Below are 11,992 nucleotides of genomic sequence, written 5' to 3'. Positions count from 1 at the left end.
AGTTAAGAGCTTGAGATTCATAAGAAAATCAGCAGTAGCAAACCGGCTTTTTTACGTCTCGTTAACGAAATCGCTGGACAGCGCGAATCACTTTTGATTCATTGAATGCATTCGGAGGTGGCGTATTCCGAATCACTTCACTCGCAGGCATTTCACGAGGGACCATCAGATGGCGAGCACCGACGCGTATGGCGCGCCGGCGGGGACGCATTGCGAATCCGGTCGGAAGAGAAGGAAAGGCAAGGTCTCTGGCCATGTCCGTCTTCTCGCGGGTCCGGCCTATGGCAAGTTTATCTCGATGGAACCCATTCTGCGCCGCCTCGTTCCCGCGCTGATCATCATCTTCCTCGTCATTTTGGGTGTCGCCCGCGTGTTCTCCATGCTGGCCTGGCATGACGATATCGAACAGCAGCACAAGGCTTCGCTGTCGGCGGCGACCGCCAATCTCGCGCAAATGATCGAGCGCGTGGCGAACGGCACCACGGCAGGCGCGCAGATTTCCGCCAAAGACCTTCAGGACACGATTGCCGAGTTTCGCTCGCGCGGCCTCTCCTCGCCCGGCATGACGGTTGCCGTCCTGGACGGTCAGTCGTTGGTGGTCGCAGCATCCGGTCCGCTCTCCGATTTGACCGGGAAGCCGATCGATACGATCCTGACGGAAGCGCAACCAATGTTCCTCTTTGCCGAGCGCGCAGGCGTATTGAAAGTGATGTTGCAGGGCGAAGCCGCCTATGGCGCCTTGTCCAAGCCGCTGACCGCGCCCTACTCCATCATTGCGACTGAAGCCGAGAATACGATCTTTGCCGAATGGCGTCGCGCCGTGTCGCTCAACGTCACGCTCTTTGCAGGCACCACCGGCGTCATGTTCGCCATTCTCTACGCCTATTTCAGTCAGGCAGCGCGCGCTCGCGAAGCCGACGATCTGTCCAACCAGATCCAGCGCCGGATTGATCTGGCCATGGCGCGCGGACGCTGCGGCCTCTGGGATTGGGACATGGCGCGCGGGCGCATCTACTGGTCGCATTCCATGTATGAAATGCTGGGCTATGAAGCGCAGGACGCGGTTCTGCCCTTTGGCGATGTCGCTGCGATCATCAATCCTGAAGACGGCGACCTTTATTCTCTTGCTGAGCAAGCCGCCGCTGGAGACTTCTCACATGTCGACCGCGTGTTCCGCATGCGCCATGCGGACGGGTCGTGGGTGTGGATGCGTGTGCGTGCCGATATTGCCGCCGAGGGCGACCTGCATCTGGTCGGCATCGCCTTCGACGTCAGCGAACAGCACCGCTTTGCGGAAGCGACAGCGGAAGCGGATATGCGTATCCGCGAAGCCATCGAGAATATTTCGGAAGCCTTCATTCTCTGGGATTCCAACAACCGTCTGGTGATGGCGAATTCCAAGTTCAGCGAATATGCGGGTCTGCCAGTCTGGACGCTGAAGCCAGGCGTGCCGCGCAATGAAGTCGACGCCCATACGCGCCCGTTCACCTTCGAACGCCGCATGGCCAACGAACACAATCGCGCAGGCGGTCAGACCTTTGAACGCCAGCTCAGCGATGGCCGCTGGCTACAGGTCAACGAACGCCGCACGCAGGATGGCGGCCTCGTTTCCATCGGCACCGACATTACCCAGCTCAAGCTGCATCAGGAACGTTTGGTGGACAGCGAACGTCGCCTCATGGCAACGATCCACGATCTGTCCATTGCCCGCAAAGGCGAGCGCGACCGTGTGCGCGAATTGTCGGAACTGGCCCGCAAATACGGTCAGGAAAAGGAACGCGCCGAAGCCGCCAACCGCGCCAAGTCGGAATTCCTCGCCAATATGTCCCATGAGCTGCGCACGCCACTCAATGCGATCATCGGCTTTTCGGAGATGATCCAGGCGGGCACCTTCGGGCCCCTCGGCTCCGACCGCTACGAGGAATATATCAACGATATTCACACCAGCGGTAACTTCCTGCTGAATGTCATCAACGACATTCTCGATATGTCGAAGATCGAAGCCGGTCATTTCTCGCTCGACCGCGAGCAGATCGATCTTTGCCCGCTCATCAATGAGACGGTGCGCATGATTTCATTGCAGGCTGATGAGAAGAACATCACGGTCGAGACCCGCATCGAAGATGCGATGCAGCTTTATGCCGACCGCCGCGCGGTCAAGCAGGTGCTGATCAATCTTCTGTCCAACGCGGTCAAGTTCACGTCCCATAACGGGCACATCACAGTGCGCGCCCGCAAGGCCGGATCGGCATTGTTCATGACCATTCAGGACACGGGCGTCGGCATTCCGAAATCGGCATTGAAGAAGATCGGCCAGCCGTTTGAACAGGTGGAAAACCAGTTCACCAAGAGCCATAGCGGCTCCGGCCTCGGGCTCGCCATCACCCGCTCGCTGGCGGAACTGCATGGCGGCTGGCTGCGCATCCGCTCGACAGAGGGTGTCGGCACGGTGGTTGCGGTCAGCATACCCGACCGCAAGGCGGTTCAGATCAGCGGGCACAGCACCGCGATCCACGCGGCGTAAATTTAGACGCTAACGAGCTTCTCAAAGCTCGCACGCACTTCCTTCGCTAGTTCGGTCAGATGATGTTCGACACGCTTGATGTCGGGCATATCGGCGGCGCGGCACAGAAGATCGATCATGCCCGGAATGAACTCGTCGCGCGGGGCATCGCCGCCGAGACACAGGCGAATGGTCTGGCTCAGATTGGTGTAAAGCCGGTGTGCTTCAACCAGACTGTCGGCAAGGGCTGGTTCCGCATAGGCCGGGTCGAGCGACGCCAGAACTTCCTCCGTTCCAAGCGGACGCGGCTTCTTCGTCACCTTGCCGACCAGCGCCGCAAACTGGGCGATGAATTCCAGATCGACAATGCCGCCCGGTTTCAGCTTGAAATCCCAATCGTCGCGCGGTGGTTTTTCCTGATAGATCAGGTCGCGCATTTCGCGCACATCCTTGGCAATCTTCTTCACGTCACGCGGCGTTGATAGCACCTCGTCGATTTCCGCCGTGATATGCGCAATAAAATCCTCGTCGCCGTGGATCGGGCGCGCGCGCGTGAGCGCCATATGCTCCCAGGTCCAGGCTTCAGTGCGTTGATACTTGCCGAAGGATTCAATATGCGTTGCAACAGGTCCCTTGTTGCCCGAAGGGCGCAACCGCATGTCGACTTCATAGAGCACGCCCTCCGCTGTCGGCGCAGACAGCGCGGCGATCAGGCGTTGCGTCAGGCGGATATAATATTGCGACGGGGCGAGCGGCTTTTCACCGTCCGATTCATCAGCATCCGTGTCATGATCGTAGAGCAAGATCAAATCAACATCGGAACCCGCCGTCAGTTCACGACTGCCAAGCTTGCCCATGGCGAGCAGTGCGGATTTCGCGCCTTTGACCTTGCCGTGGCGACGCTGCAATTCGGCCTCCACGGCCTCGAATGCTTTGCCGATCATCAGCTCGGCCAGATCGGAAAAAGCGCGCCCGGCGCGCACGCCGTCAATCGCGCTTGTCAGCAGGCGAATGCCGATCAGGAAACGGTGTTCGGCGGCGAAGATGCGCAGCCGGTCCAGCACTTCCTCATAGTCGGTCGCAGCACCGAGAAAGACGCGCAGCCGTTCTTCAAGATAGGAGCGGGTCGGCATTTCTGAAAAGATTGCCGGGTCGAGCAGTCCGTCGAAAACATGCGGATTGCGGGTGATGATTTCGGCCAGCCGTGGCGCGGCGCTCATGATCATCACAAGCAGATTGAGCAGGCGCGGATTGGATTGCAGCAGGCTGAAAAGCTGGATGCCCGCAGGCAGACCTTGCAGGAAACTGTCGAACCGCAACAACGACTCGTCGGCGCGCTTAGTCTCGGCGAAGGCTTTGAGGAGCGCTGGCGTCAGTTCGGTCAGGCGCTCGCGCGCTTCCGCTGACTGCGTGGCGCGATAGCGTCCGAAATGCCAGGTACGGATGACACGGCAGATGTCGCTCGGGCGCTCATAGCCCATGGCGGCGAGCGTCTCCAGCGTACCCGGATCATCCACATCGCCGGTGAAGACGAGATTGCCGGTCGAGGTGCCCAGTTCCGGCGCCTGTTCGAACAGGGCCGCATAGTGCTTTTCAACGATCTTGAGCGCTTCGAGGAAAACATCGGAAAACTCTGACGGATCAGCATAGCCCATCATATGGGCGACACGGGCAAAGCCTTCGTCGTCTTCAGGAAGAATATGGGTCTGCTCGTCGGCAATCATCTGGATGCGGTGTTCCACATCGCGCAGGAAATAATATTCCTTGGCCAGCGCATCACGCGCTTTTTCCGTGATCCAGCCGCGCTCCGCCAGTTGACCGAGCATCGGCACAGTCTGATTGCCGCGCAATTCGGGGAAGCGCCCGCCAGCAATCAATTGCTGGGTCTGGACGAAAAACTCGATCTCGCGGATACCACCGCGACCGAGCTTCACATTGTGTCCGCGAACGGCAATGTCGCCATGGCCCTTATGGGCGTGGATTTGCCGCTTGATCGAATGAACGTCGGCAATCGCCGCATAATCGAGATATTTGCGCCAGACATAAGGGGAGAGTTCAGCCAACACCTGACGACCGGACGCGCGATCACCGGCGACGGGCCGCGCCTTGATCATGGCGGCGCGCTCCCAGTTCTGCCCGCGCCCTTCGTAATAATGCAGCGCCGCGCCAACGGGAATGGCAAGCGGCGTCGAACCCGGATCTGGACGCAAGCGAAGATCAACTCGGAAGACATAGCCATCCGCCGTGCGATCCTGAAGGATGCGGACAAGACGCCGTGTCAGACGCGAAAACGTGTCCACGCATTCATAAGGATCGCCGATGGCCGGTTTGGTTTCGTCGATGAAGACAATCAGATCAATATCGGAGGAATAGTTCAGCTCGCGGGCGCCGAACTTGCCCATGCCCAGCACGATCCAGCCGCAATCCTTGTCGGGCTTGTTCCTGTCGGGCAGCTTGATCTTGCCCGCAGCATCCGCATCGCGCAGCAAAAAGCGCACGGCAGCACCGGTGCAGGCCTCGGCCAGATCGGTCAGCCAGCCGGTGGTGGCTTCGGTGTCGAAAATATGCGCCAGATCGCAAAGCGCGATCAGCACATGCGCTTCGCGTTTGAAGCGGCGCAGATCGGCCATAAGCGAAGCTTCGCTCGCGCCCTCCTCCATGCCGCACACGGAAACCGTCGCAAGAATGTCCTGCAATGCAGTTTCAGGCGAGGCAGAAACGATCCGGGTCAAAATAGATGGATGCCGGTTCAGCGCTTCGCGAATGAAGGGCGACAGATCGAGTACCGCTGACAGGAAGGCCGAAGCTTTCTGCGTTTCCAGCAGAGCGGCGACTTTCGGCAGTTCGTCCTCGCGGGACCGTTCAATCAGATCGGCGAGGAAAGATCGCGCCCGATCAGGATCAAGCGGCACCAGCGCACAAAGGTCTCTCTCGAAAAACAGTGCCTTTGTATCGTCAGCCGCCATGATCCCCTCATCGAATTATGCTTATTTCACCTCGCCCTGCGGCAACGGAAATTCCAGAACAGCACGCAGTCCCGGTTCGTTGCTTTCAAGACGAAGCGCGCCACCGTGCAACTTCATGACCGCCTTGGCAAGACTCAAACCGAGGCCGGAACCCGGTTGCGTGCGGCTTTCCTCCAGACGCACGAAACGTTCTGTCGCCTGTTCGCGTTTTTCCTCGGGGATGCCCGGTCCATTATCGGCCACGATGATCCGCACCCAGTTAGCATCGCGCTCCATGGCGAGCGAGACATTTGCCTCGCGTTCCTCGCAACTGGCATATTTGATCGCATTGTCCACGAGGTTCGAAACTGTCTGGCCCACCAGTTCGCGGTTGATATGCAGCACCACCTCGTCCAGAGCGCCAAGCGTCAGCTTCCCATTCGCGTCTTCCGCCACCGGCTCGTACATCTCCGCCACATCACGCACGATGGGCGCGACCGGCAGGTCTTCGAGGTTTTCCGTCGAATAACCAGCCTCAAGACGCGAAATCATCAGGATCGCGTTGAAGGTGCGGATCAACTGATCCGATTCGCCAATGATATCTTCCAGAGCTTCCCGATATTCCGGCCCCGCCTTTTTGCCCGCCAGTGCTTCCTCGGCGCGATTGCGCAGCCGGGTCAGCGGCGTCTTGAGATCGTGAGCAATATTATCGGAAACCTGCTTCAGCCCTTCATTCAACTCCAATATGCGCCCGAGCATGACATTGAGATTGCCCGACAACCGGTCGAATTCATCGCCCGAGCCGTTGACCGGCAGACGCCCGGTCAGGTCGCCATCCATGATACGCTGCGAGGCTTTGGATACGTCATCGATGCGCTTCAAGGCGCGGCGTCCGACCACGAGCCAGATCAAAAGCGCGCCCGCGCCCATAATGCCAAGCGCCAGCATGAGTGAACTGCGAATGATGTCGCGGAAGCGCTCCGGCTCGCCAAGATCGCGCCCGACCATCAGGCGCATGCCATTTGGCAGCGCAATTACCACGGCAACGGCGCGATGATCGCTTTCTGCCCCCTGTTCGCCATAGCGCTTGTAGACAAAGGCGCGCTCAACAATGCCGTCCGTGTCCAGCACGCCGGGTTCCACGCTTTCGACATTGCCCGCCAGAATGCGCCCCGTTGGGTCGGCGACCAGATAGAGATAAGCGCCCGGCTGGCGCGAGCGATAATCGATGCTGCGCACAAGCTGCGGAATACCGCCGCGCGCATAGCTCTTGCCGATGCTGGCCACCTCTTCGCCCAGCGCCTGTTGCGTCTGGGCGGTGAGGATCGAAGCCGACAGATTGGTCATGTAAAAGACCAATGCGACGGCCCCGACCACGAAGAGAAGCAGATAAAGAGCCGACAGGCGCACCGCCGTGGTGCGCATAAGCGCGGAAAACCGACCCATCAGTCCACCTTGGCGGCGGTCTGTTTGGCACGCCCGGCCTTTAGCATGTAACCGGCGCCACGCACCGTATGCAGCAGCGGGCCGTCAAAGCCCTTTTCGATCTTGGAGCGCAGACGCGAAATATGCACGTCGATCACATTGGTCTGGGGATCGAAATGATAATCCCAGACGTTTTCGAGCAGCATGGTGCGGGTCACCACCTGCCCGGCATGACGCATGAGATATTCGAGAAGGCGGAATTCACGCGGTTGCAGTGTGATATCGACATCCTGACGGCGCGCCGTATGCGCAAGCCGGTCAAGTTCGAGATCGCCGACGCGATAGATCGTGTCCGCCTCACGCGGGCTGGAACGGCGCTGCAATACTTCTACGCGCGCCAGAAGCTCGGAAAATGCATAGGGCTTGGTTAGATAGTCATCACCGCCAGCACGCAGGCCCGTTACGCGGTCATCGACTTCGCCGAGCGCAGATAGAATTAGCACCGGCGTTTCCATGCCCTTGGCCCGCAGGCCCGCCACGACAGACAGTCCATCGCGCTTCGGCAGCATACGGTCCACGACCAGCACGTCATAAGTGCCGTTTTCCGCCAGCGCATAACCGGTCTCGCCGTCACCGGCAATATCTGCCGAATGTCCGGCTTCGCTGAAAGCTTTCTCCAGATAACGAGCAGCTTCGCGGTCATCTTCAATAACGAGAATTTTCATGGCGCCACTTATAAATTACATTCGGAGATAAAGCACATCCCGAAAAGTGTAAGACAGTTTTCGGATAAGAGGTGCGTAAACAAAAACTTAGAGCGCAGATCTGATGCAATCAGATCGAAACGCGCTCTAAGACGATGCCAGGCAGTTACCCGCCTGGCATCGATTGTTCAGAAGTCGCTACGGATACCGGTCATCAACCCTGATCGATCGGCAAGGCCACGAAGCGGCTCTGATCGTTGCTCTGCAATTGCAGCAGCACAGCCTTGCGACCCGACTTGGAGGCTTCGCTGATGGCGTTGTTGATGTCTTTGGCGCTCTTCACCGTCTGGTTGTTGACGCTGACGATGACATCGCCGGAGCGAACGCCACGGTCGGCGGCATCGCTATCGGGATCGACATCGGTAACCACCACGCCGTCACCATCTTCGGAAGGCGTCACGGTCAGGCCGTAGCTGTCGAGCGTTTCGCTCTGCTGGCCGCCCTTGTCTTCATCCGTCGTACCGCCAGCCTGCTTCAAATCCTTAGGCATCGCCTCGATGGTGATGCTGATTTCTTCAGCCTTGTTCTTGCGCCAGACGCTGAGGGCTGCCTTTTCGCCCGGATTGATACCGGCAACCTTGCGGGCCAGATCACGCGGATCCTGTACCGTTTCCCCATTTACGGCGGTGATCACGTCACCGGCCTGAATGCCAGCCTTGGCTGCGGGACCATCCTTCTGCGGTGCAGCGACGATTGCGCCCTTTTCCTCGGCCAGACCAAGCGAAGCAGCGATATCCTTCGTCACCGGCTGGATCTGCACGCCAATCCAGCCGCGTTCAACCGAGCCCTTCTTGATGAGCTGATCGACAACCTGCTTTGCAGTGCCCGACGGGATTGCGAAGGCGATGCCGACGCTGCCGCCCGAAGGCGAGAAGATGGCGGTGTTGATGCCGACGACCTGACCGGACAGGTTGAAAGCCGGGCCACCCGAGTTGCCCTTGTTCACAGCCGCGTCGATCTGGATGAAGTCGTCGTAAGGACCAGCGCCGATGTCACGGCCACGGGCCGAAACGATACCCGAGGTCACCGTGCCGCCGAGACCGAACGGATTGCCGACAGCGACAACCCAATCGCCGACGCGCACCTGATTGTCATCGCCGAAAGCGACATAGGTGAACTTGCGCTTGGCATCGTCAACCTTCAGCACGGCAAGGTCGGTGCGCGGGTCGGTGCCGATCAGCTTGGCGTCGAGCTCGGTGCCGTCATCCATGACGACCGTATAGGCGTCACCGTCGGAAACGACGTGATTGTTGGTGACAACATAGCCATCTTCAGAAATGAAGAAGCCGGAACCCTGTGCATAGGGGCGCTCATGACCCGGACGGCCCGGACGCTTGCCGGGGCCACGGCGACCATCGGGACGCGCATCGCCACTCGGCGGTTCCATGCCGAAATCACGGAAGAAGCGCTTCAGCGGATGGTCATCCGGCAGCTGGTCGAAACCGCGCGCACCAAAATTCTGACCGCCACGGCTATCGGCTTCCTGAACGTTCTTCTTCACGGTGACGCTGACGACGGCAGGACGGACCTTTGCCACCAGATCCGCGAAGCCGACAGTCTGTTGCGGCGGCGTCACCTGAACGGCTTCCGCGCGGGCATCGTTGAGTGCGCCAAGCGGGCCAGTCGCGACAAACGCGCCTGCAAGGGCAGCGCAAACTGCAACGGCTGCAACGCTCTTGCGGTAATGGGAAGTCTTAGCTCTGGACATCTATTTCTCCTTGCGAGCAGTAATCGGCCCGTGTTCTCGTCATCGGGAAACGAGGCCCTGAAGATCCTTTATAGAGCGCAGGATAGCTACAGCTACCTTACCGCTCAATTTCCGCAACATGAAAGTTTCGTAAGGTTGAGCGCGCGCAAGGTAGAAACTTGCTCATAAATATAGAGGATTATTTATTATTCAGAAGTCGGGAAAGCTCAGCTTTTTCGCTCTCAGAAAGCGGCTGCGCCGCTTCGCCAAGCCTGCGTCGCCCCCGAAACGCGAAGACGAGCGCCACCGCGCCGATCAGAAGCACCATGACCGGAAATCCCCAGAGCAGAACCGTGCGGGCCGACAGGCGCGGCTTCAACAGCACGAACTCACCATAACGGGCAACCACAAAATCCATCACCTGATCGTCCGTATCACCTGCTTTCAGGCGGTCACGGACGAGAAGGCGCAGATCGCGGGCAAGCTCGGCATTCGAATCATCGATGGACTCGTTCTGGCACACCATGCAGCGCAACTCGCCGGATATGGTGCGGGCGCGCTTTTCAAGCGCCGGGTCGGGCAGAACTTCATCCGGATTGACGGCCAGTGCCGCCGTTCCCTGAATGGCCAGAGCAACGGCAAGGGCACACGTGGCAAAGAGGTTGCGCATCTTCATGCTGCGGCCTCCGCTTCCTGCGACGAGGTCTTTCGCTTGGAGGCAGGTGCGCCGACGCGCAAGCGGCGGTCGGCCAGCGAAAACAGGCCGCCCAGCATCATAACCAATGCGCCATACCAAATGAGCGTGACCTGCGGTTTCCACCAGATACGAACGACCACCGAACCGTCGCCCGGCTCATCGCCCAGCGCCACATAGACCTGACTGAACCAGAGCGTGCGAATGCCCGATTCGGTCGTCGGCATCTGGCGTGCCGGGAAAAAGCGCTTGGATGGCTCTATCCGGCCAAGATCGCGCGCACTGGAATCGAGCAAAGTGAACGTACCGCGATTTTCCGTAAAATTCGGACCCGTCAAAGGCCGCAACCCGTCAAAACGCAACGTGTAGTCCTGAACCTTGACCATATCGCCCGCACGCATGATGAGCACGTTTTCAGTGCCAAAGGTCGTCACGCTGACGATACCGAGCAGTGTCACGCCAAGACCGATATGCGCCAGCGCCGTTCCGAAAACGGAGCGCGGCAGTCCCTTGAAACGCGCCCAAGCCTTCGTTGCCGAAACCTTGCCGATACCGGCTTTCTGCACCAGATCGGTAAGGCTGCCGAAAATCAGCCAGGCGGCGAGACCGACGCCGCAAGCCGCCAGCAGCGATTTGGCCGATGTGGTCCAAAGCACGATACCGGCCACAACCAGCGCCAGGGCGAAAGCCGTCATCAGTCGCTGGGCAACGCCGTAAAGGTCGCCGCGTTTCCAGGCGAGAAGCGGCCCGAACGGCACCGCAAACAGAAGTGGGATCATCAGCGGACCGAAGGTCATGTTGAAGAATGGCGCGCCGACGGAAATCTTCTCGCCGGTCATGACTTCCAGCAGCAGCGGATAAAGCGTCCCGATCAAAACGGTTGCCGCAGCAGTCGTCAGGAAAAGGTTGTTGAAGACCAGCGCTCCTTCCCGCGAAATCGGATGGAAAATGCCGCCAGCCGTGAGGCTCTGGACGCGAAGCGCGAAAAGCGACAGGGAACCGCCGATGAAAATGGCGAGAATGGCCAGAATGAAAAGCCCGCGCCCCGGATCGGTCGCGAAACTATGCACGGAGGTCAGCACGCCGGAACGCACGAGGAAGGTTCCGAGCAGCGATAGCGAAAAGGTCAGGATCGCCAGAAGGACTGTCCAGATTTTCAGCGCCGAACGCTTTTCCATGACCAGCGCGGAATGCAGCAAGGCGGTGCCGACCAGCCATGGCATGAAGGATGCGTTTTCGACCGGGTCCCAAAACCACCAGCCGCCCCAGCCAAGCTCGTAATAGGCCCAGTAGGAACCCATTGCGATGCCGCCGGTTAGGAACACCCAAGCCACCAGCGTCCACGGCCGCACCCAGCGCGCCCAGGCTGCATCAAGACGACCTTCCAGAAGGGCGGCAACAGCAAAGGAGAAGCAGACAGAAAAACCGACATAGCCGAGATAAAGTAGCGGCGGATGAATGGCGAGGCCGATATCCTGCAAGATCGGATTGAGATCGCCGCCTTCCATCGGCGCCGGAAGGATGCGCGTGAACGGGTTCGACGTGAAGATGATGAAGGCCAGAAAAGCCACCGCGATCCAGCCCTGCACGGCCAGCACATTGGCGCGCAATGTTTCAGGCAGATTGCCGGAAAATGCCGCGACCAGCGCGCTGAAAAGCGTCAGGATGAACACCCACAACAGCATGGAGCCTTCATGATTTCCCCAGACGCCGGTGATCTTATAGAGGAGCGGCTTTTGCGAATGCGAGTTTTCGACAACGTTCAGGACCGAGAAATCAGACACGACATAGGCATGGACCAGCACCGCTGAGGACAAAACGACAAGCGCGAAGACCGCAAGCGCCGTTGGCACAGCCACCGACATGAGCTGCGTGTCGCGTCGGCGGGCACCGATCACCGGCACGACCGACTGAACGATCGACAGAGCTAGCGCCAGCACCAGAGCAAAATGGCCGATCTCGACACTCATAGGC

Annotated in this window: 7 protein-coding genes; 1 reads left to right on the top strand and 6 read right to left on the bottom strand. The window is 59.3% G+C overall.

The window, feature by feature from the left end:
• Nucleotides 1-169: 169 nt before the first annotated feature.
• Nucleotides 170-2,524: a PAS domain-containing sensor histidine kinase gene (locus HWD97_RS17320; protein WP_371835314.1), complete on the top strand. Its 2,355-nt coding sequence runs from the start codon at nucleotides 170-172 to the stop codon at nucleotides 2,522-2,524.
• Nucleotides 2,525-2,526: 2 nt separating this feature from the next.
• Here the strand turns inward: HWD97_RS17320 and HWD97_RS17315 are convergent, their stop codons facing one another.
• From HWD97_RS17315 to HWD97_RS17290, 6 genes are all read right to left on the bottom strand, one after another.
• Nucleotides 2,527-5,469, bottom strand: coding sequence for a bifunctional [glutamine synthetase] adenylyltransferase/[glutamine synthetase]-adenylyl-L-tyrosine phosphorylase (locus HWD97_RS17315; RefSeq protein ID WP_371835313.1), 2,943 nt, complete (start codon nucleotides 5,467-5,469; stop codon nucleotides 2,527-2,529).
• 21 nt (nucleotides 5,470-5,490) lie between these two features.
• The gene (locus tag HWD97_RS17310) at nucleotides 5,491-6,897 is read right to left on the bottom strand and encodes a HAMP domain-containing sensor histidine kinase (RefSeq protein WP_171318999.1); all 1,407 of its coding nucleotides are present in this window, start codon (nucleotides 6,895-6,897) and stop codon (nucleotides 5,491-5,493) included.
• A complete protein-coding gene (locus HWD97_RS17305; protein WP_109368612.1) occupies nucleotides 6,894-7,598 on the bottom strand; it encodes a response regulator transcription factor in 705 nt (234 codons plus the stop codon). Before HWD97_RS17305 ends, HWD97_RS17310 begins: the two co-directional genes overlap by 4 nt.
• A gap of 193 nt (nucleotides 7,599-7,791) precedes the next feature.
• Complete coding sequence (locus tag HWD97_RS17300) at nucleotides 7,792-9,345, bottom strand: Do family serine endopeptidase (RefSeq protein WP_171318959.1); 1,554 nt, start codon at nucleotides 9,343-9,345, stop codon at nucleotides 7,792-7,794.
• A 178-nt stretch (nucleotides 9,346-9,523) separates the two neighbouring features.
• On the bottom strand, nucleotides 9,524-10,000 hold the full coding sequence (locus HWD97_RS17295) for a cytochrome c-type biogenesis protein (RefSeq protein WP_124915580.1): 477 nt from the start codon (nucleotides 9,998-10,000) through the stop codon (nucleotides 9,524-9,526).
• Nucleotides 9,997-11,988, bottom strand: coding sequence for a heme lyase CcmF/NrfE family subunit (locus HWD97_RS17290; protein WP_371835312.1), 1,992 nt, complete (start codon nucleotides 11,986-11,988; stop codon nucleotides 9,997-9,999). Before HWD97_RS17290 ends, HWD97_RS17295 begins: the two co-directional genes overlap by 4 nt.
• Between the last annotated feature and the right edge of the window lie 4 nt (nucleotides 11,989-11,992).

The organism is Ochrobactrum sp. C6C9 (assembly GCF_022627935.1).
Taxonomy (GTDB): Bacteria; Pseudomonadota; Alphaproteobacteria; order Rhizobiales; family Rhizobiaceae; genus Brucella; species Brucella teleogrylli.
This window is presented reverse-complemented; position numbering and strand designations above follow the sequence as displayed.

What these genes read in the sequence shown, in the direction of transcription:
- HWD97_RS17300 (WP_171318959.1), bottom strand. Translation starts at nt 9,345, where the DNA reads ATGTCCAGAGCTAAGACTTCCCATTACCGCAAGAGCGTTGCAGCCGTT.
- HWD97_RS17290 (WP_371835312.1), bottom strand. Translation starts at nt 11,988, where the DNA reads ATGAGTGTCGAGATCGGCCATTTTGCTCTGGTGCTGGCGCTAGCTCTG.
- HWD97_RS17295 (WP_124915580.1), bottom strand. Translation starts at nt 10,000, where the DNA reads ATGAAGATGCGCAACCTCTTTGCCACGTGTGCCCTTGCCGTTGCTCTG.
- HWD97_RS17315 (WP_371835313.1), bottom strand. Translation starts at nt 5,469, where the DNA reads ATGGCGGCTGACGATACAAAGGCACTGTTTTTCGAGAGAGACCTTTGT.
- HWD97_RS17305 (WP_109368612.1), bottom strand. Translation starts at nt 7,598, where the DNA reads ATGAAAATTCTCGTTATTGAAGATGACCGCGAAGCTGCTCGTTATCTG.
- HWD97_RS17320 (WP_371835314.1), top strand. Translation starts at nt 170, where the DNA reads ATGGCGAGCACCGACGCGTATGGCGCGCCGGCGGGGACGCATTGCGAA.